Raw genomic sequence first — 24,274 nt, 5'->3', positions numbered from 1 at the left:
CCACAATAACGCCGAGACCAGCCATGCTACAAATGTCCCGGCGCCAGTTCCTGAAGGTGACGGCTACGTCGCTTGCCGGATCGAGTCTAGCCCTGATGGGCTTCTCTCCATCCGAAGCGCTCGCCGAAGTCCGACAGTACAAGCTGGCGCGCACAGTCGAAACGCGCAACACCTGTCCTTACTGTTCAGTGGGTTGCGGCATCCTGATGTACAGCCTCGGAGACGGCGCGAAGAACGCCCAGCCGAGCATCATCCACATCGAAGGCGATCCCGACCATCCCGTCAATCGCGGCACGCTGTGCCCGAAGGGCGCGAGCCTGATCGACTTCATCCACAGCCCGAGCCGCCTGACGCACCCCGAGTATCGTGCGCCCGGCTCGGACAAGTGGGAACCGATCTCGTGGAATGACGCGCTCGACCGCATCGCGAAGCTGATGAAGGCCGACCGCGACGCGAATTTCGTCGAGACGGCGGAGGACGGTGCGAAGGTCAACCGCTGGCTGACCACCGGCATGCTGGCCGCGTCGGCAGGCAGCAACGAGGTCGGCTACCTGACGCACAAGACGGTCCGCAGTCTCGGGATGCTCGCATTCGACAATCAGGCGCGTGTCTGACATGGCCCGACGGTGGCAGGTCTTGCCCCGACGTTTGGCCGTGGAGCGATGACGAACCATTGGGTCGACATCAAGAACGCGGACGTGATTCTCGTGATGGGCGGCAATGCAGCCGAGGCCCATCCGTGCGGTTTCAAGTGGGTAACGGAGGCGAAGGCGCACCGCAAGGCGCGGCTGATCGTCGTCGACCCGCGCTTTACGCGTACGGCCTCGGTGGCCGACTACTACGCGCCGATCCGCACCGGCACCGACATCGTCTTCCTGGGCGGCGTCATCAACTATCTGCTGACGAACGACAAGATCCAGCATGAGTACGTGAAGAACTACACGGACTTCTCGTTCATCGTGCGCGAGGATTTCGCGTTCAACGACGGCATCTATTCCGGCTACGACGCGGAGAAGCACGCGTACCCGGACAAATCGAGCTGGGACTACGAGCGCGGCGACGACGGCTTCGTGAAGGTCGACCCGACGCTGCAGCATCCGCGTTGCGTGTACAACCTGCTGAAGCAGCATTACGCGCGCTATACGCAGGACATGGTCCAGCAGGTCTGCGGCACGCCGAAGGAGAAGTTCCTGAAGGTGTGCGAGATGCTCGCGACCACCGCCGTTCCCGGCCGCGCCGGTACGGTGCTGTACGCGCTCGGCTGGACGCATCACTCGATCGGCGCGCAGATCATCCGCACCGGCGCGATGGTGCAGCTGCTGCTCGGCAACATCGGCATCGCCGGCGGCGGGATGAACGCGCTGCGTGGCCACTCGAACATCCAGGGGTTGACCGACCTCGGGCTGATGTCGAACCTGCTGCCGGGTTACATGACGCTGCCGATGCAGGCCGAGCAGGATTTCGACGGCTACATCAAGAAGCGCGTGCAGCTGCCGCTGCGGCCGAACCAGTTGAGCTACTGGAAGAACTACAAGGCCTTCCACGTCAGCTTCATGAAGTCCTGGTGGGGCGACGCGGCGACCGCCGAGAACAACTGGGGCTACGACTACCTGCCGAAGCTGGACAAGCAGTACGACCTGCTGCAGGTGATCGAGCTGATGAATGCCGGCAAGATGAACGGCTACATCTGCCAGGGCTTCAACCCGCTTGCGGCGTCGCCGTCGAAGGTGAAGACGGCAGCCGGCCTCGCGAAGCTGAAGTGGCTCGTGATCATGGATCCGCTCGCGACCGAAACCTCCGAATTCTGGAAGCATCACGGCGACTACAACGACGTCGATTCGTCGAAGATCCAGACCGAGGTGTTCCGTCTGCCGACCACGTGCTTTGCGGAGGAAAACGGTTCGCTCGTGAGTTCGAGCCGCGTGCTGCAATGGCACTGGAAGGGCGCGGAGCCGCCGGGCGAGGCGAGGAGCGACCTCGAGATCATGTCGGGGCTGTTCCTGCGCATGCGCAAGATGTACCAGACGGACGGCGGCAAGTATCCGGATCCGATCGTCAACCTGACCTGGCCGTACGCGAACCCGGAAAGCCCGACACCCGAAGAGCTCGCGATGGAGTTCAACGGGAAGGCACTCGCCGATTTGCCCGATCCGAAGGATCCGGCCAAGACGCTCGTGAAGAAGGGCGAGCAGCTGGCCGCGTTCGCGCAGTTGAAGGACGACGGCACGACCGCGAGCGGCTGCTGGATCTTCTGCGGTGCCTGGACGCAGGCCGGCAACCAGATGGGGCGGCGTGACAACTCCGACCCGACCGGCATCGGCCAGACGCTGAACTGGGCGTGGGCGTGGCCGGCGAACCGGCGGATCCTGTACAACCGCGCGTCGTGCGACGTCGCCGGCAAGCCGTTCGACCCGACCCGCAAGCTGATCGGCTGGAACGGCAGCGCGTGGAAGGGGGCCGACGTGCCGGACTTCAAGGTGGACGAATCGCCCGAAAACGGGATGGGGCCGTTCATCATGAACCCGGAAGGCGTCGCGCGCTTCTTCGCACGGGCGGGGATGAACGAAGGTCCGTTCCCCGAGCACTACGAGCCGTTCGAGACGCCGCTCGACGCGAACCCGCTGCACCCGAACAACCCGCAGGCGCTGAACAACCCGGCTGCCCGCGTGTTCCCGGACGACCGCGCGTCGTTCGGCAAGGTGGCGGATTTCCCGCACGTGGCGACGACGTACCGGCTGACCGAGCATTTCCACTACTGGACCAAGCATGCGCGGCTGAACTCGATCATCCAGCCCGAGCAATTCGTCGAAATCGGCGAAGACCTCGCGAAGGAAGTCGGCGTCGCGCATGGCGAGCGCGTGAAGGTGTCGTCCAAGCGCGGCTACATCATCGCGGTCGCCCTCGTCACGAAGCGGATCAAGCCGCTGACGGTCGACGGCAAGAAGGTCCAGACGGTCGGCGTCCCGTTGCATTGGGGCTTCAAGGGTCTGACGAAGCCCGGCTATCTCGCCAATACCCTGACTCCGTCCGTGGGTGACGGCAACTCCTATACACCGGAATTCAAGTCGTTCCTGGTGAAGGTCGAAAAGGCGTAAGGGGGAAGAGATGGCATTGCAATCGCTGGATATCAAGCGCGTCTCGGCCACCACGACGCCACCGCCCACGGTGCGCGAACCGGTGACCGGGAGTGTCGCGAAGCTGATCGACGTATCGAAGTGCATCGGCTGCAAGGCATGCCAGACGGCGTGCATGGAGTGGAACGACCTGCGCGACGAAGTCGGTACCAACGTCGGCGTGTACGACAACCCGGCCGACCTGACCGAGCATTCGTGGACGGTCATGCGGTTCTCCGAATACGAGAACCCGGCGGGCGACCTCGAGTGGCTGATCCGCAAGGACGGCTGCATGCACTGCGAGGATCCGGGCTGCCTGAAGGCGTGTCCGTCGCCGGGCGCGATCGTGCAGTACAACAACGGGATCGTCGATTTCCACGAGGAGAACTGCATCGGTTGCGGCTATTGCGTGACCGGTTGCCCGTTCAACGTTCCGCGGATCTCGAAGAAGGATCATCGCGCGTACAAGTGCACGCTCTGTTCCGACCGCGTCGCGGTCGGCCAGGAACCGGCCTGCGTGAAGACCTGCCCGACGGGCGCGATCGTGTTCGGCACCAAGGAGGACATGAAGCAGCACGCGGCCGAGCGGATCGAGGACCTGAAGGAGCGCGGCTTCGAGCATGCGGGGTTGTACGACCCGCAAGGCGTCGGCGGCACGCACGTGATGTACGTGCTGCACCACGCCGATAAGCCGTCGCTGTACCACGGGCTGCCCGACAATCCGTCGATCAGCCCGATGGTGAAGCTGTGGAAGGGCATCGCGAAACCGCTCGCGGTGGCCGGCATCGCGCTGACCGCGCTTGCCGGGTTCTTCCACTATGTGCGGGTCGGTCCGAACGAGGTGAGCGACGAAGAGGAACAAGCCGCGCGCGACGAGGCGCGACGCATCAAGGAGGACGCGAAATGAATCACGACGACCCCAACCTGATCGTCCGCTACTCGGCGAACGAGCGCACGAACCACTGGATCACCGCGATCACGTTCGTGCTGCTCGCGTTGTCCGGGCTCGCGCTGTTCCATCCGTCGATGTTCTGGCTGACCGCGCTGTTCGGCGGCGGCCAGTGGACGCGGATCCTGCATCCGTTCGTCGGCCTCGTGATGTTCGTGTCGTTCGCGATCCTGGTGGTGCGCTTCTGGCATCACAACGCGCTCGACGCGGACGACCGGCAGTGGCTCAAGCAGATCGGCGACGTGCTGACCAACCAGGAAGACAAGCTGCCGCCTGTCGGGCGCTATAACGCCGGGCAGAAGCTGCTATTCTTTACCTTGGTGGCATGCCTGTTGCTGCTCCTGCTGTCGGGAGTCGTGATCTGGCGGCGCTACTTCTCGTTCTACTTCCCGATCGGGGTGATCCGCGCGGCCGCTGTCGTGCATGCCGTGGCGGCCTTCGTGCTGATCGCGAGCATCATCGTGCACATTTACGCGGCGTTGTGGGTGAAGGGCTCGATCGGCGCGATGGTGCGCGGCACCGTCACGCTGGGCTGGGCTCGCAAGCATCACCCGAAGTGGTTCCGTGAAAGCGTGAAATAACGCACCGGAGCGGGGCGGCTCGCCGATCGCGGCGGGCCGGCCCGTCAGCCGTCGGAACCGCCTGAAGCGCCGACCTGTCGGCGCTTGTTTATTTGGAAGACATTTTTGTGACACAACGCATCCTCGAACCGACCGAGATCTCGGCACTCGATCAATCGGCCATCCCGCGCTTTCGCCTGCCGGAGCGCGCCACCGTGTTCTCGGCGCGCGCCGCGCGGCTGCGCAAGCTGGCCGACCTGAACCCGATCAGCGGCTACCTGCGGCTGATGGCCACCGTCGCCGATGCGCAGCACGCGACACTGCAAACGCTCGACCTGCCGCTGCCGTCGAAGGAAGCGATCGCGCGTGCGCAGGAGCATTCGATGCCGCTCGTGCCGGCGCTCGACGGCGAGCGCGATCCGCGCTGGCGTGCCGTGCTGTACGAACTGCTCGATCGCGTCGACGGCGCCGGGCTCGTCAACCCGCAGCTCGCGAAGCTGCTCGACCGGCTCCGCCTGATGGCGCCTGCCGAACTCGACGCGCAAGCCGACGCGATCCTCGCGCTGCGTTTCGCCGAAGTCGACCCGGCTACCGCGCCGTTCCTGATGGCCGCGCTGCAGGTCGCCTGGACGGACCTCGCCAGCCGCGTTGCGCCGGCCGACGTCCCGTATCTCGACCAGCCGGGGCTGTGCCCCGTGTGCGGCACGCATCCTGTTGCGAGCGTCGTGCGGGTCGGCGGCCAGTACCAGGGCTACCGTTTCCTGCAATGCGGGCTGTGCACGACCGAGTGGCACATGGTGCGCACGAAGTGCTCGCACTGCGATTCGACGAAGGGCATCGCGTATCACGGGATCGAAGGCGGCAGCGAAGCCGTCAAGGCCGAATCGTGCGACGAGTGCAAGACCTATCGCAAGATCGGCTATCAGGAGAAGGACTACGAGTTCGAGCCGCTGGCGGACGATCTCGCGAGTCTCACGCTCGACCTGCTGATGAACGAAGCCGGTTACCAGCGTAGTTCGCCGAACCCGCTGCTGTGGCCGGATGTTTCGCGGGAAGCGGATTGACGGCAGGGGCCGGGGCGGTGCGCGAGCGCCGGCGCCGGCCCGCTGCGAAGCATGAGACTGGAGCCACCCCGACGTGACCGAACCCGGTTTGAATGAACTGAATGCCGTGCTGGCGCGCGTGCCGTCGGTCGAGCGCGTGCTGTCGTCGGCGCCGCTGCAACCGCTGCTGGCCGACTACGGCCGCACGCGCGTGCTGAACGCGGTGCGTGCCGAGCTCGACCGCTGGCGTACGGCCGCGCAGCACGATCCGGCCGCGGCCGAACCGCTCGACGAGCCGCGCATCGCCGCGGCTGTCGCGCGCACGCTGGCCGCGCAGAGCGCGGGCGCGGTGCGCGCGGTGTTCAACCTGACCGGCACCGTGCTGCACACGAACCTCGGGCGCGCGCTGTTGCCCGACGATGCGGTGCGCGCGGTGGTCGACGTGCTCACGCGGCCGGTCAACCTCGAATTCGACCTCGCCACGGGCCGCCGCGGCGATCGCGACGACCTGATCGACGATCTGCTGTGCGAACTGACGGGCGCGGAAGCCGCGACCGTCGTCAACAACAATGCGGCGGCCGTGCTGCTGGCACTGTCGGCGCTGGCGACGAAGCGGGAAGTCGTCGTGTCGCGCGGCGAGCTGGTCGAGATCGGCGGCGCATTCCGCATCCCCGACATCATGAGCCGCGCGGGCGCCAAGCTGCGCGAAGTCGGCACGACCAACCGCACCCATCTGCGCGACTACGCGGACGCAATCGGCCCGCGCACCGCGCTGCTGATGAAGGTGCACTGCAGCAACTATGCGATCAGCGGCTTCACGAAGGAGACGACGCTTGCCGAACTCGCGCCGCTCGCGCGCGAGCACGGGCTGCCCGTTGCCGTCGATCTCGGCAGCGGCACGCTCGCCGATCTGTCGCAATGGGGCCTGCCGCACGAGACGACCGTGCAGGAAACCGTCGCCGCCGGAGCAAACGTTGTCACGTTCAGCGGCGACAAGCTGCTCGGCGGGCCGCAGGCCGGCCTGATCGTCGGCGATCGCGCGTTGATCGCGAAGATCAAGAAACATCCGCTCAAGCGCGCGCTGCGCGTCGGCAAGCTGACGCTCGCGGCGCTCGAGCCGGTGCTGCGCCTCTACCAATCACCCGAGTTCCTGCGTGACCGGCTCACGACGCTGCGCCTGCTGACGCGCCCGCATCGCGAGATCGCCGACGCCGCCGAACGCGTGCGTCCGGCGCTGCAGGCCGCGCTCGGCAGCGGTTTCGACGTGACGGTCGAGCCGATGTTCAGCCAGATCGGCAGCGGCGCGCTGCCGGTCGACCAGCTACCGAGCGCTGGGCTCGTCGTGCGCACGGCGGACGGCAAGCGCGGCGGCCGTGCACTGGCGCAGCTCGAGAAACGGCTGCGCGAATGGCCGCGCCCGGTGATCGGCCGCGTGGCCGACAATGCGTTGCGGCTCGACCTGCGCTGCCTCGAAGCCGCCGACGAGGCGGTATTCGTCGCGCAATGCGTGCCGCTCGCGGGGTCCGCTGCATGATCGTCGGTACCGCCGGACACATCGACCACGGCAAGACGACGCTGGCGCGCGCGCTGACGGGCGTCGACACCGATCGCCTGAAGGAAGAGAAGGCGCGCGGCATCTCGATCGAACTCGGTTACGCGTATACGCCGCTCGACAACGGCGACGTGCTCGGCCTGATCGACGTGCCGGGCCACGAGAAGCTGATTCATACGATGGCGGCCGGCGCGTGCGGGATCGACTTCGCGCTGCTGGTGATTGCGGCCGACGACGGCGTGATGCCGCAGACGCGCGAGCATCTCGCGATCCTGCAGCTGCTTGGCGTTACGCACGGTGCCGTCGCGCTGACTAAGTGCGATCGCGTCGACGCCGCGCGCGTGGCCGAAGTGCGCGACGAGATCGTCGCGTGGCTGAACGACTCGACGCTGGCCGGCGTGTCGATTTTCGAAACGCGTGCGACGGCTGTGGACGATCCGGGCGTCGCCGCGTTGAAGCGCTACCTGGCTGATGCAGCGATCGCGTGGCGTGCCCGTCGCGACGACGGGCTGTTCCGGCTCGCGGTCGATCGCGTGTTTACGCTCGCGGGGCAGGGCACCGTCGTGACGGGTACCGCGTTCGCGGGCCGCGTCGCGACCGGCGACACGCTCGCGATCGTGCGCACGGGCGGCGCGGCGCGCGTGCGCAGCATCCATGCGCAGAACCGGCCGGTCGAGGCCGGCCGCGCGGGCGAGCGTTGCGCACTGAATCTGGCCGGGGTCGACAAGGCCGATGTCGCGCGAGGAGACACCGTCGCCGATGCGCGGCTCGTCGCGACGTCGCCGCGTCTCGACGTCGACCTGACGCTGCTCGCGGAGGCTGGGCTCACGCTGACGCACTGGGCGCCGCTGCACGTGCATCTCGGCACGCTGCATCGCGTCGCGCATGTCGCGCTGCTCGACGGCGACACGCTCGCGCCCGGCCAGCGGATGCGCGTGCAACTGGTATTCGACGAGCCGGTGTTTGCGCTGCCGGGCGACCGGTTCATCGTCCGCAATCCGCAGGCGACGCGCACGGTTGGCGGCGGTCGCGTGCTCGACCCGTTTGGCCCGGCGCGCAAGCGTCGTACGCCTCAGCGCCGCGCATGGCTCGACGCGCTGGCCGAATGGCTCGACGAAGGCCGTCTCGATGCGCTGCTCGCGCAGGCGCCGCTCGGCATCCCGCGCGCGACGCTCACGCATCTGACGGGTTTCGCGCCGAATGCGCTGGCGCTGCCGGAAGACGCGCTGGCGATCGGGCAGCGCGATGCCGCGTCGAACGACGGCGCGGTAATTGCCCAGGCGCACTGGCGTGCGTTGCAGACGCGGGCGATCGATACGCTGCGTGCGTATCACGAGCGCATGCCCGACGAGCAGGGGCTCGACGCCGCACGCTTGCGGCGGATGGCTGCGCCGCTCGCCGGCGATGCGCTGTGGCGCGCGCTTGTCGACGCGCTGGTGGCCGGCGGCGAAGTCGCGCGAAGCGGGCCGTGGCTGCACCTGCCGTCGCATTCGGTGAGCCTCGAGCCGCGCGAGGAGGCGCTGGCGCAGCAACTGCTGCCGCTGATTCACGCGGGGCGCTTCGGTCCGCCGTGGGTGCGCGACCTGGCCCGCGACACGGGCGCGGCCGAGGACGCGGTGCGGACCTTGCTGCGCAAGCTCGCGCGGCGCGGCGACGTGCACCAGGTCGTGCGCGACCTGTTCTATCACGCGGATGTCGTGCGCGAGCTTGCGGAGCTGGTTGCGCATCTCGCGACGTCGCGCGACAGCGGGCTCGATGCCGCGACGTTCCGCGACGCGACGGGGCTCGGCCGCAAGCGCGCGATCCAGATTCTCGAGTTCTTCGACCGGGTTGGGTATACTCGCTTCCACCGCGATCTTCACCTCCTGCGGCCTGACAGCGGTTGGGTGGGTATTCAGGCGTAGGCGCTCGTTGTTCTTTTGATTCTTTTTCCCACGGAAGGCATTCGTATCCGGTGGTACGGCCGGGCTTCAAACCCGGTTGGGGGTGTCAGACACTCCCGGGTAGGTTCGACTCCTGCTGCCTTCCGCCAGTCGCCACTCCCGACGCGGAGTAAAATGGCGCGCATTGGTCGATTTTGGTGATTTCATGGATTCGTCCGTATCGCTTCTGCTGGAAGCCGTCGATGCCGACAAGGCAAAGCTGGACGCGGCGCGACCGCTTCCGCCGCATACGCTGGCGTCATTGCGCGAAAAGCTGATGCTGGAATGGACTTATCACTCGAATGCGATCGAAGGCAATACGCTGACCTTGCGGGAAACGAAGGTTGTGCTCGAAGGTATTACGGTCGGCGGAAAATCGCTGCGCGAGCATTTCGAGGCCACCAATCATCGCGACGCGATTCTCTATGTCGAAGAAATTGTCGGCAAGCAGGAGATGCTGTCCGAGTGGCAGATCCGGAATATTCACGGGCTGGTATTGAAGGGAATCGACGACGGCGAGGCTGGCAGGTATCGTCGGGAGAACGTCGTGATCGCAGGCGCAAGCACGACGCCACCGGATTTCCTGCATTTGCCGGCTGAAATGGCCGCGCTCATCGATTGGGACACGCAGGCGGGAGCGATGCATCCTGTGGCACGGGCCGCCGAACTGCATACGCGGTTCGTGAAGATCCATCCGTTTGTCGACGGCAATGGAAGAACGGGGCGGTTGCTGCTGAATTTCGAACTGATGAAGTCTGGCTATCCGCCAGCGGTCATTCGCAAGGAAGATCGGCTGGCTTACTACGATACGCTGGACGAGGCGTGCACGATCGGCGACTACAGCGGCATTACGCGCCTGGTGGCCGAGTCGGTGCAGCGCTCGCTCGATGCCTACCTCGGCGTGCTCGGGTTGCGCACGTAGAGAGCCATTCCGAACGCTTGTCAGGTTGGCTCGATCACTGCGGCGTCCTGTCCGGGCCCGTTAGTTCGACTCCGGTAGATGTGCCGTCTGCCTGGCGTACTTTTCTCCACGGAAGGCATTCGTATCCGGTGGTACGGCCGGGCTTCAAACCCGGTTGGGGGTGTCAGACACTCCCGGGTAGGTTCGACTCCTGCTGCCTTCCGCCAGTCAAGGCTATCCGGTATTCCGATAGCTTCCGCAGACACCCTCTCTATCCTTGATTTCGGCGTGATTCATGAGCGCGGTGCGCTTGCGACTACCGTTTGACGTCCCGCGCATTGTCCTCATGAAGCAGGGGTAGCAATGTGGGTTTGCGGGTAGGGGCGACAGGGTTGGACGACAGTTGCGTCGACGCAGCGCACTGCGGTTTCCGAACGAGGTGACGCCGGGTCATGACCCGGATGGCAGTGGCCGGTATGGGCAGATTGCGAACCGCGGGGTGCGGAAACCGGCCGTCGGGTACCGAGACTCTGTCGGAGACCTGATCGATCCCGTCCTCGCGCCGAGCGAGCAGCCGTGCAGATCGTCGCCCGCTATAGCGCCGGATATCAACGAAACGATTCGTGAAGCAGCGGAAGCGTTGGTCTGCGCGCCCTTGCACACTGCCTCGTACTTGGCGCATTGTTGATGCTTGCGAGATGCTGAGGGCCGTGACATGGCAATGCGCCCGGGTGGACTCGCAGTCGAATGTCGTTAGACGGATCGCTTCTGATCCTGGAAGCACCCAAACCCGTGCCCACGGGGTTCAGTGGCTTCGTCACAGTTGCTGCCGCGTTTGATTTGGGGTTGCATCATGACACAACCGCTCGTATCGACGAATCGCGCTTGTCCGGAAACCGAAGTTGACGACACCGAGCGGCGTTTCAGGTCGTTTGCTGATGCGATACCCCACATCGTATGGACGGCCAGGCCCGACGGCTCGGTCGACTATGTCAACCGCCGGATCGAAAAATATACGGAGCTGGGGTTTGCTCAAGTAGAGGGGTGGAACTGGATGTCGACGATCCATCCGGATGACGTGCAAACCGAAGTCGCGCACTGGGAGCGCGCGATTGCAAGCGGGACTGAATACGAAATCGAAATGCGCATCTGGCGAGCGTCCGATTGCACGTATCGATGGCACCTGGAACGTGCGTCGCCGTTGAAGGATGCGAACGGCAATATCGTGAAGTGGGTCGGCACGGTCACCGACATCGACGACCGCAAGCAAGCCCTGGCCGCGGCCGAGCGAGCCAACCGCGCGAAATCGGACTTCCTGTCCAGCATGAGCCACGAGCTGCGCAGCCCGCTCAATGCGATCCTCGGGTTCGCTCAACTGATGGCGACCGATTCTCCACCGCCCACCCCGTCGCAACAGGCGAGCATCGACCAGATCCTGCGGGCAGGATGGCATCTGCTCGAACTGATCAACGACGTGCTCGATCTCGCGAAGATCGACGCCGGGCAAGTGGCAATCTCGCCCGAATCCGTATCGCTGGACGACGTCCTGCGAGAGTGCGATTCGATGATCGTGACGCAGGCGGGGCAACGGGGTATCCGGATGACCTTTCCGCAGGGCGAGGCGCCATGCCATGTCCGCGCCGACCGCACGCGCGTCAAGCAGGTGCTGGTCAATCTGCTGTCGAACGCGGTCAAATACAACTGCCCGTCGGGCGCGGTCGACGTCACCTGCAGCGCGCCCGTGCCGGGTCGGGTTCGCGTGAGTGTCAGTGACACGGGGCCGGGCCTGTCTCCGGAGCAGGTGGGCAGGCTCTTCCAGCCGTTCAACCGCCTCGGACAGGAAGCCGGCCCCGAAGAGGGCACGGGCATCGGTCTGGTGGTCGCGAAGCGGCTGATGGAGTTGATGGGGGGCGGCATCGGTGTCGACAGTACACCCGGAAAGGGGAGTGTCTTCTGGATCGAGCTGGATTCGGCGCCTGCGCCGGAAATGGCCGCGACACGTGCCACACAGCCCGGCACGCCGGCCTCGGGCGGGACCGGCAACGATGCAGCCGGGGCGTTCGTGCATACCGTGCTCTATATCGAGGACAATCCGGCCAACCTGAAGCTTGTCGAGCAACTGATCGCGAGGCGCGCGGACCTGCGCATGCTCGGTGCCCCGACGGGCCGGCTCGGCGTGGAGCTGGCGCGCAGCGTGCAGCCGCGGGTGATCGTGATGGACATCAACCTGCCCGACATCAGCGGGATCGAAGCGCTCGGCCTGTTGCGCAAGTATCCCGAGACGGCGGACATTCCGGTCGTCGCGCTCAGTTCGAATGCGATGCCGCATGACGTCGAGGAAGGCCTGGCGGCGGGTTTCTTCCGCTATCTGATCAAGCCGATCAAGATCGCCCCGTTCATGCGCGCGCTGGTTGAAGCCATTGCGCTGGCGACGGCGCGGAAATAGTGTGGACAGGTCGTCAGGGCTGGAACCATGATCGATTCGTCAGCGATTCTCGACGCCCGGATCCTGGTCGTCGATGATCTGGAAGCCAATATCCTGCTTCTCGAGCAGATCCTGCGCCGGGCGGGGTATGCACGCGTCGAATCGACAGCGGATGCATCCGTCGTCCACGACCTTCATCGCCGGCGCCACTACGATCTGATCCTGCTGGATCTGCAGATGCCCGGCACGGACGGTTTCCAGGTCATGGAAAGCCTGAAATCGCTCGAGGCGGACAGCTATCTCCCGGTCATCGTGATCACCGCGCAGCCGGCTCACAAGCTGCGCGCGTTGCAGGCCGGTGCGAAGGACTTCATCAGCAAGCCATTCGATCTGGCGGAAGTGTTGATGCGGGTTCGCAACATGCTGGAAGTCCGGTTGCTGCACCGGGAGTTGCGCAAGCGCGGTGACGCACTCGAGCAGAAGGTGCGGGAGGTGGAGGCGAGCCATGTGCTGATTCGCCGCCAGAGCAGCGAATTGCAGAGCCTGTATGCGAAGGTCGTGGCCGAGCAGAAGGTGTCGGAGCGGCTGCTGCTCAATATGCTGCCCTATCCGATCGCCGAGCGGCTGAAGGTGCATCTCGACGACATCGCCGGGAGTTTTCCGGAAGTGATCGCGGACCGCTTCGCCGATGTGTCGGTATTGTTCGCGGACATCGTGGACTTCACCGGCTTCTCGGCCGGCATGCGTCCCGAGCAGCTCGTCGAAATGCTCAACGAGATCTTTACCGGCTTCGACACCATTGCCGACCACTGCGGCCTCGAGAAGATCAAGACGATTGGCGACGCGTACATGGCGGCCGCGGGGCTACCCGTTCCTGCTGCGGATCACGCGACGCGGGCCGCCCACATGGCACTCGACATGATCGATGCGCTGGCCCGTTTCAACGCGGCCAGACACTGCAACCTGAAATTGCGAATCGGCATCAACAGCGGCGAGGTCGTGGCCGGCGTGATCGGCAAGCGCAAATTCATCTACGACCTGTGGGGGGCGGCCGTCAATCTCGCGAGCAGGATGGAATCGCAGGGCGTCGCCGGGCGTGTGCAGGTGACGGATGCGACGCGAGTCATGCTCGGTGAAGCGTTCGTCTTCGAGGAGCGCGGGTTGATCGCGGCGAAAGGGATGGGCGAATTCCGCACGTGGTTCGTGGTCGGCAGAGCCGGTTTGTCGCCCATTTGAGGCTGGAATGAATGACCGGTGCGGATCGACATGCCATTTCGCCGGTTGTCACGGCATCGAATGAAAATGAAGCGCGGTAGTGCCAGCGAATGCGACGGGCGAAACTTGATCGGGAAAAGCACTAAAAGTTTGCGAATTTTTTCCGGGCTATAGTCGAATCACTGAAGGTAGACGCGGCGTCCCTTGCCGATACCGTTCAGGTAATGACTGTAGACGGGTGCTGTATGAAAACTAAAATCGACAAGACCACCGGACCGATCTGGGGCGTGGCTGCAGGATTGCTGCTTGCTGTCGCAGGATTGAGTCTCGGCATTTTTCCTGAAGTCCTGCGCAACTCGGGAAGCGCAAATGACTTCATGGCGTCCGGCGCCGCGATGCTGGGCATCTTTCTGGTCGTCTATTCCACGCACGAGTTGCGAAGAAGGCGTTCGCACTGAGCGCTCACGCCCGCTGATCCACGCAGGGTGATCCGGGCCGGCCCGCCGGCTCATGGGGGCGCGTGCCCGTCACGCGCTACGCCTTGGTGATTTCGTGTTGGTAAACGAGTTCGACGATTCGCTTCGTCGGAATGCTGGCGCGCAACCCATCGACGCTGTCGATCGGAAACCACTTGCATTTCTCGATCTCGTTGTTCGCTTGCGGCATCTGGTCCGGGCCGACTTCCGCGAAGAACACGTGATGGATCTTGGCGAGCCCGGTGAACTGCATCGAGTAGACGAGATGCTGGCCGGTCATGCCGGTTTCTTCGCACAACTCGCGATGCGCGGCTTCGAGCGGCGTTTCCCCGCGCTTGATCGTGCCGCCCGGGAGAGCCCAGCGCGACGCTGCGCGGGCAACGAGCAAGACTTGTTCGCCGCGGTAGCAGACGACGGTCGCGCGTTCCTTGACCGGGACGGCGCTCGCTTCGGGGGCGTTGGTGGGTACGGGGACTTGGGACATATAGTGATTCTAACCAGCACAAAACGATCGGCCAAGCCGGCCTGACCGGGTTTGACGTTTGATCGCCGTCGACACGCGGCCGATTGTCCGGAGACACGTCGAACATGCCGGGTGGGGTGCGGGACACATGGCATGGTCCGGCCGGGCCGGACGCCCTTGCGACGGTTGGGGGTATGCCGCTTCGCATCGCCGCGATACGTTACGATCGCCGGACTGTCCGTATGCGCTTTCCCTGCGAGCCAGCTTCGCAGGGAGCCCGATACGGCGCGCTCAAATGCGGCCGCCGGTAACGTGGGTCGCGACAATCATCGGGAAACCCGCCATGAGAATCATGATTGTCGGCGCCAGCAGAGGGCTGGGCCGTGCGTTCGTTGAAGGCGTCTGCCGTGCCGGCGACACCGTCATCGGCGTATCGCGCAGGCGTCCGGACGCAATGACGTTGCCGCCGGGTGTCGAGCTTCAGTGGATCGAGGCCGACATGGCGTCGCCTGCCGAAGCCGCCGCGCACATTGCGCAGGCCGCACCGTCCGCGTTCGATGTGCTGATCTGCAACGTGGGCATCTGGGAGGCGGCAGCCTTCACGCGCGACTATGCGTTCCTGGACGAGCCGGACGACGCGATCGTCGATCTGGTGAACGTCAACATCACGGCCACGCTGCTGCTGCTCAAGCGCCTGGTGCCGCGCTTGCTGCAATCACGCAAGCCTCAAGTCATCCTGACCGGTTCGACGTCCGCGCTTCGGCAAAGCGGGCGGCCGGAAGTCGCGTTCGGCGCGTCGAAGTTCGCGCTGAACGGCGTGGCCGATGCGTTGCGCGAAGGATTCAGAGGCAGCCGGCTGGCCGTCACGTGCCTGCAACTCGGCAACCTGAATACCGACGATGCGTTGTCCGTTCCGGTCGACGAGGCCGCAGCGCGCGGCGATGGCGGGCTGGTGCCGGTTCACGACGTGGTGGCTGTCGTGCGTACGCTGCTGCATCTGTCCGATGCGGCGTTCGTACGGGAATTGGTGATGCCGGCGATAGCGGACGAGCGGTTTTGAGGGGGACGCGGCCCCGAGTGTCATCGGGGCGACGGGTGGCGTGACCGGAATCGGCCGGTTGGCGATGCGTTGATCGCGCAGCCTGCACCGGGCGTTGCGGGTGCCGACCGGTACGACGCGCGGCGCAGCCCGTCAGGCGCACCGCGCGTCGTGCGGTTCATCCGGTTACTTCTTTTCCGGCAGGAACCAGTTCATCACGAGCGCGCAGATGCCGCCCGTTGCCACGCCCGATTCCAGCACGTTCTTCAGTGCGTGCGGCAGGCTGTTGAGGATGTCCGGCACCTGCGACACGCCGAGGCCGAGCGCGAGCGACACCGCGATGATCAGCAGCGCGCGACGATCGAGATGGACGCCTGAGAGGATGTTGATGCCCGATGCGGCCACCGCGCCGAACATCACCATCGCCGCGCCGCCGAGCACAGGCTCCGGCACGGCCTGCAGCACGCCGGCGACGACCGGGAACAGGCCGAGCACCACGAGCATCCCCGCGATCCAGATGCCGACGTGGCGGCTGGCGACGCCGGTGATCTGGATCACGCCGTTGTTCTGCGCGAACACCGAGCTCGGGAACGTGTTGAACACGCCGGCCAGCAGCGAGTTCGCGCCGTTGACGAGCACGCCGCCCTTGATCCGTTGCATCCACACCGGGCCTTCGACCGGCTCGCTCGAAATCTTGCTGGTGGCCGTGACGTCGCCGATCGCTTCGAGCGAGGTGACGAGGTAGATGATCAGCATCGGCACGAACAGCGACCACGAGAAGCCGATGCCGAAGTGCAGCGGCGTCGGCACCTGGAACAGCGCGGCCTGGTGCATGCCGGTGAAGTCGAGGCGGCCGAGGAACGCGGCCGCGAGATAGCCGATGACGAGCGCGATGACGAGCGCGGTGCTGCGCACCCACACGATCGGCACGCGGTTCAGCAGGATGATCGTGCCGAGCACGAGGCCGGACAGTGTCAGGTTCTCCGCGCTCGCGAAGGTGCCTTTCGCCATCGCGCCAAAGCCGCCGCCCATGCTGATGAGGCCGACCTTGATCAGCGTGAGGCCGATCAGCAGCACGACGATGCCGGTGACGAGCGGCGTGATCAGGCGCTTCACGAACGGCAGGATGCGCGATACGCCCATCTCGACGAACGACCCGGCCATCACGACGCCGAAGATCGCGGCCATCACGGTCTCGACCGGCGTGCCTTGCTTGACCATCAGGCTGCCGCCGGCGATCAGCGGGCCGACGAAGTTGAAGCTCGTGCCCTGGACGATCAGCAGGCCGGCGCCCAGCGGGCCAAAGCGCTTGCACTGGACGAAGGTGGCGATGCCGGAAATCACCAGCGACATCGACACGATAAGGGTCGTATCGCGACTGGAGACGCCGAGTGCCTGGCAGATCAGCAGGCCGGGCGTGACGATCGGCACGATGATCGCCAACAGGTGCTGCAGCGCGGCGACGAAGGCGACCATCGGCGCCGGCCGGTCGTTCGGGCCGTAGACGAGGTCGCGGGCCGAATCTGCGGCGTCGGCGCCGTGGGCGGCGGGTTGGGCGGGGGAGGCGGGTTGCATGGCGAGCGGGCCGGACAAGGTGGAAAGTGCGGCATTTTAGCCGAACGGCCCGTCGCCGCCGCCGGGTGGGCTGCAGTAGCGGGGATTCGACGGAGCGGAAAAACGGTGGCGGATCGGTGCCCGGGCCGGCCGTGTACGCGGCGCCCGCCGGTCAGCGGGGCTGCCGCGATGCGGGCGCGGTCGGGGTGGTGGTCGGCGCGGTGGTCGCATGGAACCCGGGCAGCTCGGGAATTCGCTGCTCCATGAACTGCAGGAACGTGCGGGTCCGGAGCGGCAGATACCGGCGCGACGCGTACACGAGGTGCAGCGTATGCGGTGGCACCATGTCCCACTTCGGCAGCAACCGGACGAGCTGACCGCTGTCGATCAGGTCCTGAACGAGCCACGCGGGCCCGCTGCCCACCGCGTGGCCTGCCAGGAAGCATTCCCGCAGTGCCATCGAGCTGTTCACGCGATACCGGCCGCGCACCGGAACGACGACCTGCTCGTCGCCGCGCGCGAAGGCCAGTTCGTTGGCGATGTCGGCGCGCGCGTAGCCGACATACTCGTGCTTCGCGAGGTCGTCCGGCCGGCGGAGCTTCGGCGCCTGCGACACGTACCCCGGCGTGGCGACCAGCAAGCGCGGCGACGACGCGATGTGGCGCGCCACGGCATCCGGCGGCAGCAGGTTGCCGAGGCGAATGGCGACGTCGACGCCTTCTTCGACCAGGTCGATCACGCGGTCGGTCAATTGCAGCTCGACCTCGATCTCCGGCCACGCGGCGAGGAATTCGAGCACGAGTGCGTTCAGCCTCAGTTCACCCAACCCCAGCGGCGCATTGACGACCAGCTTGCCGACCGGTCGCACCGTTTGCCCGCGCACCTCGGCCACCGCGCTCGCGTATTCGTCGATCACGCGCTTGCAGCGATCGTAGAACCGGCGGCCTTCGTCGGTGGGTGCGAGGCTCGTGGTCGAGCGTTCGAGGAGGCGAACGCCCAGTTCCTTTTCGAACGCGGCGACGATCTTGCTGATCGTCGGCTGGCCGGTGCCTTCCTCGCGCGCAACCGCCGAGAAATTGCCGAGCTCGATGGCGCGAACGAACACGCGCATGGATCGCAGTGAATCCATCTTATTCCTTTATGGCATGAACCTTATTCAAGTCTCCCACGTTCCTGCGCAATGGGGAATGACCTAACGTTCGTGAACCTTCAATCCCTGATGAGGAGTCGACATGAACGAGGTAACGCAATCTTCGGCACTGGATGGTGCGCACGTCGTGGTATTCGGCGGGAGCTCCGGCATCGGCCTCGAGGCCGCGGCGGCCGCGAAGGCGAAAGGCGCCAGCATCACGCTGGTCGGCCGGACCCGTGCGAAGCTCGAGTCTGCCGCGCAAGCGATCGGCGGCGCGCACGTCGCGGTGGCCGACATCGCGGACCGGCATGCAGTGCAGGCCGTATTCGACACGATCACGCGCGTCGATCACCTGGTCGTCACGGCCGGCCGGTTCATTGCCGGCAAGCTGAACGAGACCGATCCCGATCACCTGCTCGCCGCACTGCAGGAGCGTATCGCCGGGCCGGTCTACGCGATCCGGGCCGCGTTGCCGCTGATGCCCGCGACCGGCTCGATCGTGTTGACCGGCGGACAACTGTCGGATCGTCCGGCCGCGCAGGGCGTGTCCGTCATTGCCGCCGCCGTGCGCGGCGTCGAGGCGCTGGCGCAGTCGCTCGCGCTGGAACTGAAGCCTATTCGCGTGAACGTCGTCGCGCCGGGCTTCGTCGAGACGCCGCTGTACGACGCGTTCGGCCCGGAAGCGCGCGACACGATCCTCGCGGGTGCCGCGGCGGCATTGCCCGGCGGCCGCGTTGGGCGCGCCGATGAAGTGGGGGAAGCGATCGCGTTCCTGCTGGGCAACGGCTTCATGAACGGGGAGATCCTGCACATCGACGGCGGTGGCCGGCTGGTCTGAGCCGCGTGTCATCCTGCCGTGCGCGTGCCGGTGCGGCGTGCCGGCGGGCGTGGCGCGCTGGCATCCGGATAGGCCCGCTGGCAGACGACGATGACCGCATCGCGCAGGCGACGGTGCACGGGGTCGCCGTGCATGCGCGGATGCCACAGCGCGGATACGAGGATCTCGGGCAGGCGCACCGGGGTCTCGAAGCTGCGCAGCCCGAGGGCTTCCGTGAGCCCCGGTGAGAACGCGTTGCCGAGGCTCGAGCGCGGCACGAGTGCGATCAGGTCGGTGCTGGCCGCGACGCGCATCGCATCGGGGTAGCCCGGTACGACGACGTGCACGGTGTGGCCCGAGCCGGCCTTGTCGGTCGCGTCGTCGGCCGGCCCGCCGAAATCGCCGAGCTGCGACGCGATCACGTGACGGTAGGCCGCATAGCGCGCGGGCGTGAATCTCCCCGATGCGAACAGCGGATGCCCGGCGCGTGCCACCGCGACGTGCCAGTCGTGAAACAGCATGCGGGTGTGCAGTTCGGGGGCATCGTCGCCGCGCTTGCCGATTTCCAGGTCGACGGTGCCGTCGCGCAGCGCTTGCGGATCGCGGTCGGGTTTCGGGACGAAGCGGATGCGCACGTGCGGCGCGAGTTCGCCGAGTGCGGCGACCACCGGGCCGGACAGCATTTCCATGAACGAGGCGGCCGCGCGGATGGTGAACGTGGATGCGTGCGTCGCCATGTCCACGTCGGCCGTCGCCGGCCGCAACACCGCGCGCGCATCGCTCGCGATCGCGTGCACGCGGTCGCGCAACGCGGCGGCGTGCGGCGTCGGCACGAGCTTGCGTCCGGCGCGCACGAGCAACGGATCGCCGGTGGAGATCCGCAGCCGCGTGAGCGTGCGGCTCATGGCCGATGTGCTCAGGCCAAGCCGGCGCGCGGCGCCGGTCACGCTGCCTTCCGACAGCAGCACGTCGAGCGCGGTGACGAGATTCAGGTCTATGTCTTCCATGGCGACAGGATACGCTTCTGCACGGTTTGGAATGGCGTTCGACGCAACTATGGATTGAATCCGGTGCGTCTGGCGCCTGCCGTGATGCGCACCTATAGTGGCTGCGTGACGAAACCCGGCAAAGGCGGAAACCATGCAATCAACTGAATCGAACCGGAACGTACCTGCGATCCTGCTCATCGCGGCCTCGCGCGGCCTTGGCCTGGCGATGGCGGAGGCGTTCCTGGACAAAGGCTGGCGCGTAACGGGCACCGTGCGCGCAGGATCGGGGCGCACGAAGCTGCACGACCTCGCCGACCGGTTCGACGGCCGCCTCGACATCGAGACGCTCGACATCTGCGAGCCCGTGCAACTGGCCGCGTTGAGCGAGCGGCTGTCGGGTCGTCGCTTCGACGTGCTGTTCGTGAATGCGGGCACGACGAACGAGCCGACCGAAACGATCGGCGAAGTGACGACCGACGAGTTCGTGCGCGTGATGATCACGAATGCGCTGGCGCCGATGCGCGTGATCGAGACGCTGCAGGATCTCGTGACTGCGGACGGCCTGATTGGCGCGATGTCGTCGGGGCAAGGCAGCGTCGCGAACAACGTCAGCGGGATGCGCGAGGTCTATCGCGGCAGCAAGGCCGCGCTGAACCAGTTCATGCGCAGCTTCGCGGCGCGTCAGGCCGATACGCGGCGTGCGATGGTGCTGATGGCGCCCGGCTGGGTCCGCACGGAACTGGGCGGGCCCGATGCGCGCCTGACGATCGAGGAAAGCGTGCCGAGTCTCGTCGACGTGGTGATCGCAAAGCGCGTGCGCCCGGGGCTCGAGTATCTCGACTATCTGGGGCGGACGGTGCCGTGGTGAGCGCGCACTGACGCCGGGCGGCGCGGCCGGAACGAGCGGATTCACCGTCCCCGGGAAACTACCGATATGGTTGCGTGCGCAACGACACTCGCTGCGTCGCACAACCGGATGCGCTTGACATACCCGCGTCCGGCGCCGTAAATTGCCCCGGCAGATCTAGATAAGAGACTATCTGTAAGATGGTCTCTCCATGCGTCGATCGCATCTGCAATGTCGAGCCTCTTACAGAACAAATATACGGAGGCCGATTGTGCAAACGATCGCGGTCAAGCTTCATGGCATTGAAGACGTCATCTCCTTTCTCGACGCGCGCCCCGGTATTGCGGGCAGGGCGGGACTCGTCTGGTGGCTGTCGCTCGGCGGGCTGTTTCTCGACGCATTTTCCAACTCGGCATTGAGCGCCGGCCTCGGGCCGATGACGCACGAATTGCATCTGTCGGCCGCGCAGGTCGCGTGGATGACGTCGTTTGCGTCGTGGGTCGCGATCGCGTTCAACCCGATCGGCGGCTGGATGGCCGACCGGTGGGGGCGCGTGCGGCCGCTGATCGCCGCGAAGCTGCTGTCGGTGATCGGTGCGCTGCTGGTGGTGTTCGCGCCTGATTTCAACGCGATTCTCGCCGGGCGCTTTTTCGTCGGGATGGCGTACGGAATCGACTTCGCGATCGCGATGGCGATGCTCGCGGAGTTCACGCCGGGCCGCCTGAAGAGCCGGCTCAATACGTGGCAGGGCATGTGGTACACGGCCGTGTGCCTGAACCTGCTGCTCGCGCTGCTGTTTCACGCGTGGCAGGTCGGCGATTCGATCTGGCGTTACTCGGTGGCGGCCACCGCGGTGTTCGGCGTCGCGATCCTCGCGCTGCAATGCGCGTTCCTCGTCGAAAGCCCGATCTGGCTCGCGCGCAAGGAGCGTCTCGACGACGCCGCCCGCGCGATGACGCGCATCTACGGGCAGGCATTCGTTGCGGCATCCGCGCATGAACGCACGCCGATCGTCAATCCGGCCACGCGCGGCCTCGCGAACGTGCTGCTGATCTTTCGCGGGGTCTACCTGCCACGCACGATCCTGGCCGCGACCGTACAAATCGGTCAGTCGATCGAGTACTTTGCGATCGGCTGGTATCTGCCGCTGATCAGTGCCGCGCTGTTCGGCAAGGACTTTGTCTACGCGACGCTCGGCGCGCTCGTGTTCAACCTGTTCGGGATCGTCGGCGGCTTTTCGTCGTCGGCGGTCGGCCGCCGGGTCGGCCTGCGGCGCGCGTCCGCGATCGGTTTCGCGGCGGTCTGCGCGATGCTCGTTGTGCTCGGGCTGTTCCATGCGCGCATGCCGCTGTGGCTGTCGGTGGTCGTGCCGTCGTTGTTCATCCTGTTCCACTCGGCCGGCCCCGGCGCGAACGGCAAGAGCCTGTCGTCGCTGTCGTTTCGCGGCGAGCTGCGCGCGGGCGCGAACGGCATCGTCGGCGCGCTCGGCTCGATCGGCGCGGCGCTCGGCCTGCTGGTCTTCCCGCTGTTTCGTGCGCGCTACGGCCTCGAACACACGTTCCTGATCCTCGCGATCGTGCCGTGCGTCGCGAGTGCGATCTGCTTCGCGATCCGCTGGGATCCGACGCGCACGACGATCAATCCCGACAACGAACCCGACGCGCCGCACTTCGGCGACGACGCACGCGTCACGTCGGCCTACCTGAACCCCGCCATCGAGAAAACGCCGCGATGACCGCTTCCCGAAACGTCATTCTCGCCATCGACGAAGGCACGTCCGGCACACGTGCCGCGCTTGTCGACGCGAGTGGGCACGTGTCGTGCCTTGAATACCTGCCGCTGTCGGTCGACAGCCCGCGGCCGGGCGTCGTCGAACAGGATGCGAATGCCATCCTCGACAAGACGCTCGCGGTCTGCCGCGCCACGCTCGCGCATGCGCAGCGAATGGGGGTACGCGTCGTCGCGCTGGCGCTCGCGACGCAGCGCGCGACCGCCGTGCTGTGGGATACGCGGACCGGGCGCGCACTCGTGCCCGCGATGGTCTGGCAGGACACGCGTCATGCCGCCGAGCTCGACCGTCTCGCGGCCGACTGGGATCGCGTGCTCGTGCCGCAGGTCGGCCGGCCGGCCGGCGTGCGTTCGCCGTATCTGTGGGCCGTGCACCAGATGCGCTCGTCGCGGGCGGTCGCCGATGCGCATCGTGCCGGCTGTCTCGCGTTCGGCACGATCGATACGTGGCTGCTGTGGCACCTGTCGGATGCGCGCGAGTGCGTGACGACGCCGACCAACGCAACCTCCGCCAGCGCGTACCTGCTCGGCGAGCATCGGTATTTCGATCCGTGGCTCGAGGCATTGGGTTTCCCGCACGCGTTGTTGCCCGCGCTGCGCGAGGATGCCGACGCGTTCGGCCGCACGCGCGAAGACGTGCTCGGTATCGGCGTACCGATCCTCGCGTGTGCGGGCGACCAGTTCGCGGGCGCCGTCGGTCTCGGCTGCGTCGAGCGTGGCCAGGCGATGTGCGTGCATGGCACCGGCAGCTTCGTCGACCTGTTGACCGGCACGGTACGCCCCGACGCCGGATCGCACGCACAACCCGGTCACGCGCACGACGGCACGCTGGCGATGACCGCGCGGCGGCATGGCGGCGTGTCGCATTACTCGCTCGAAACCTTCGTCGCGACGACCGGCTCGGCGTTGCGCTGGGTCTGCGAAAAACTGCGCTGGTTCGACGATCCGGCGCAGATCAGCACGCTGGCCGGCACGGTGCAATCGGCGCGCGGCGTGACGTTCGTGCCGGCGCTCACCGGCCTGCGTGTGCCGCGGATGGAGCCGAACGCGCGTGCGCTGCTGTCGGGCATCTCGATCGCGACGACGCAGGCCGAGGTGGCGTACGCGGTGCTCGAAGGCATCGCGCATTCGGTCGCGTCGTGCATGGAGGCCAACCAGGCCGTCGCGCGGGCCGACGTATCGGAGCTGATCGTCGGCGGCGGCCTCGCGGGCAGCGACACGCTGCTGCAGATCCAGGCCGACGTGAGCGGCGTACCCGTGCGCCGGATGCGCGAGGGCGATCGCGCGAGCCTGCGCGGTGCGGCGTTTCTCGCGGGTGCGTCGGGGCTGTTGTGGGATTCGCTCGACGCGGCCCGCGCGACGCTCGTCACCGACGCCGTTTTCGAACCCTCGATCGATGCGGACAGCCGGCAGCGCCGGCGCGCGGCCTGGCATGCGCGGATCGCATCCGAGCTCGCGCACGCGGCCGATTTCGCTCATGCGTGAGCAC

19 protein-coding genes and 2 tRNA genes are annotated in these 24,274 nt (G+C 66.2%); 17 read left to right on the top strand and 4 right to left on the bottom strand.

Annotated features, from left to right (window positions below):
- Window positions 1–23 precede the first annotated feature (23 nt).
- From fdnG to BCEP18194_RS40515, 12 genes are all read left to right on the top strand, one after another.
- Window positions 24–3,095, top strand: a complete 3,072-nt coding sequence (gene fdnG / locus BCEP18194_RS33250) for a formate dehydrogenase-N subunit alpha (protein WP_081436691.1) — start codon at window positions 24–26, stop codon at window positions 3,093–3,095.
- Window positions 3,096–3,105: 10 nt separating this feature from the next.
- The gene (gene fdxH / locus BCEP18194_RS33245) at window positions 3,106–4,020 is read left to right on the top strand and encodes a formate dehydrogenase subunit beta (RefSeq protein WP_011355694.1); all 915 of its coding nucleotides are present in this window, start codon (window positions 3,106–3,108) and stop codon (window positions 4,018–4,020) included.
- Complete coding sequence (locus BCEP18194_RS33240; RefSeq protein WP_011355693.1) at window positions 4,017–4,643, top strand: formate dehydrogenase subunit gamma; 627 nt, start codon at window positions 4,017–4,019, stop codon at window positions 4,641–4,643. Before fdxH ends, BCEP18194_RS33240 begins: the two co-directional genes overlap by 4 nt.
- Window positions 4,644–4,750: 107 nt before the next feature.
- Window positions 4,751–5,686: a formate dehydrogenase accessory protein FdhE gene (fdhE, locus tag BCEP18194_RS33235; RefSeq protein ID WP_208860718.1), complete on the top strand. Its 936-nt coding sequence runs from the start codon at window positions 4,751–4,753 to the stop codon at window positions 5,684–5,686.
- A 73-nt stretch (window positions 5,687–5,759) separates the two neighbouring features.
- The gene (gene selA / locus BCEP18194_RS33230; RefSeq protein ID WP_011355691.1) at window positions 5,760–7,199 is read left to right on the top strand and encodes an L-seryl-tRNA(Sec) selenium transferase; all 1,440 of its coding nucleotides are present in this window, start codon (window positions 5,760–5,762) and stop codon (window positions 7,197–7,199) included.
- The gene (gene selB, locus BCEP18194_RS33225; RefSeq protein WP_011355690.1) at window positions 7,196–9,121 is read left to right on the top strand and encodes a selenocysteine-specific translation elongation factor; all 1,926 of its coding nucleotides are present in this window, start codon (window positions 7,196–7,198) and stop codon (window positions 9,119–9,121) included. The genes selA and selB overlap by 4 nt, the downstream gene beginning before the upstream one ends.
- A 32-nt stretch (window positions 9,122–9,153) precedes the next feature.
- Window positions 9,154–9,249, top strand: a tRNA-Sec gene (locus BCEP18194_RS33220).
- A gap of 56 nt (window positions 9,250–9,305) precedes the next feature.
- Window positions 9,306–10,061 (top strand): Fic family protein, encoded by a 756-nt coding sequence (locus BCEP18194_RS33215; protein WP_011355689.1) that lies wholly within the window; start codon window positions 9,306–9,308, stop codon window positions 10,059–10,061.
- 110 nt (window positions 10,062–10,171) lie between these two features.
- Window positions 10,172–10,267 (top strand) — tRNA-Sec (locus BCEP18194_RS33210).
- A 626-nt stretch (window positions 10,268–10,893) separates the two neighbouring features.
- Entirely contained in the window at window positions 10,894–12,486 is a 1,593-nt protein-coding gene (locus BCEP18194_RS33205; RefSeq protein ID WP_011355688.1) for a PAS domain-containing hybrid sensor histidine kinase/response regulator, read from the top strand.
- A gap of 27 nt (window positions 12,487–12,513) precedes the next feature.
- Complete coding sequence (locus BCEP18194_RS33200; RefSeq protein WP_011355687.1) at window positions 12,514–13,701, top strand: adenylate/guanylate cyclase domain-containing protein; 1,188 nt, start codon at window positions 12,514–12,516, stop codon at window positions 13,699–13,701.
- A gap of 224 nt (window positions 13,702–13,925) precedes the next feature.
- Window positions 13,926–14,138 carry a hypothetical protein gene (locus tag BCEP18194_RS40515; RefSeq protein ID WP_081436690.1) on the top strand — a complete coding sequence of 71 codons (213 nt, stop codon included), beginning with the start codon at window positions 13,926–13,928 and terminating at the stop codon, window positions 14,136–14,138.
- A 76-nt stretch (window positions 14,139–14,214) separates the two neighbouring features.
- Here the strand turns inward: BCEP18194_RS40515 and BCEP18194_RS33195 are convergent, their stop codons facing one another.
- Window positions 14,215–14,640, bottom strand: a complete 426-nt coding sequence (locus BCEP18194_RS33195; RefSeq protein ID WP_011355685.1) for an NUDIX hydrolase — start codon at window positions 14,638–14,640, stop codon at window positions 14,215–14,217.
- A 322-nt stretch (window positions 14,641–14,962) separates the two neighbouring features.
- On the opposite strand from BCEP18194_RS33195, the gene BCEP18194_RS33190 reads away from it, so the two are divergent.
- A complete protein-coding gene (locus tag BCEP18194_RS33190; RefSeq protein WP_011355684.1) occupies window positions 14,963–15,679 on the top strand; it encodes an SDR family NAD(P)-dependent oxidoreductase in 717 nt (238 codons plus the stop codon).
- A gap of 165 nt (window positions 15,680–15,844) precedes the next feature.
- Here BCEP18194_RS33190 and BCEP18194_RS33185 read toward each other — a convergent pair whose 3' ends face one another.
- Both BCEP18194_RS33185 and BCEP18194_RS33180 read right to left on the bottom strand, forming a co-directional pair.
- Complete coding sequence (locus BCEP18194_RS33185) at window positions 15,845–17,233, bottom strand: nucleobase:cation symporter-2 family protein (RefSeq protein ID WP_011355683.1); 1,389 nt, start codon at window positions 17,231–17,233, stop codon at window positions 15,845–15,847.
- A gap of 151 nt (window positions 17,234–17,384) precedes the next feature.
- Window positions 17,385–18,341: a LysR family transcriptional regulator gene (locus BCEP18194_RS33180; protein ID WP_011355682.1), complete on the bottom strand. Its 957-nt coding sequence runs from the start codon at window positions 18,339–18,341 to the stop codon at window positions 17,385–17,387.
- Between the two features lie 103 nt (window positions 18,342–18,444).
- Here BCEP18194_RS33180 and BCEP18194_RS33175 point away from each other — a divergent pair, with 103 nt between their 5' ends.
- Window positions 18,445–19,182 (top strand): SDR family oxidoreductase, encoded by a 738-nt coding sequence (locus tag BCEP18194_RS33175; protein ID WP_011355681.1) that lies wholly within the window; start codon window positions 18,445–18,447, stop codon window positions 19,180–19,182.
- Window positions 19,183–19,190: 8 nt separating this feature from the next.
- Here the strand turns inward: BCEP18194_RS33175 and BCEP18194_RS33170 are convergent, their stop codons facing one another.
- Complete coding sequence (locus BCEP18194_RS33170; protein WP_011355680.1) at window positions 19,191–20,168, bottom strand: LysR family transcriptional regulator; 978 nt, start codon at window positions 20,166–20,168, stop codon at window positions 19,191–19,193.
- Between the two features lie 133 nt (window positions 20,169–20,301).
- Here BCEP18194_RS33170 and BCEP18194_RS33165 point away from each other — a divergent pair, with 133 nt between their 5' ends.
- From BCEP18194_RS33165 to BCEP18194_RS33155, 3 genes are all read left to right on the top strand, one after another.
- A complete protein-coding gene (locus BCEP18194_RS33165) occupies window positions 20,302–21,018 on the top strand; it encodes an SDR family oxidoreductase (protein WP_011355679.1) in 717 nt (238 codons plus the stop codon).
- A 250-nt stretch (window positions 21,019–21,268) separates the two neighbouring features.
- Window positions 21,269–22,732, top strand: a complete 1,464-nt coding sequence (locus BCEP18194_RS33160; RefSeq protein WP_041493342.1) for an MFS transporter — start codon at window positions 21,269–21,271, stop codon at window positions 22,730–22,732.
- A complete protein-coding gene (locus BCEP18194_RS33155) occupies window positions 22,729–24,270 on the top strand; it encodes an FGGY family carbohydrate kinase (RefSeq protein WP_011355677.1) in 1,542 nt (513 codons plus the stop codon). The genes BCEP18194_RS33160 and BCEP18194_RS33155 overlap by 4 nt, the downstream gene beginning before the upstream one ends.
- The last annotated feature ends 4 nt before the right edge of the window (window positions 24,271–24,274 follow it).

Origin of the sequence: Burkholderia lata, assembly GCF_000012945.1 — a bacterium.
In the GTDB taxonomy this organism is placed as follows: domain Bacteria; phylum Pseudomonadota; class Gammaproteobacteria; order Burkholderiales; family Burkholderiaceae; genus Burkholderia; species Burkholderia lata.
Note: the sequence above shows the minus strand (reverse complement) of the source record. Positions and strands in the feature narration are given on the sequence as shown.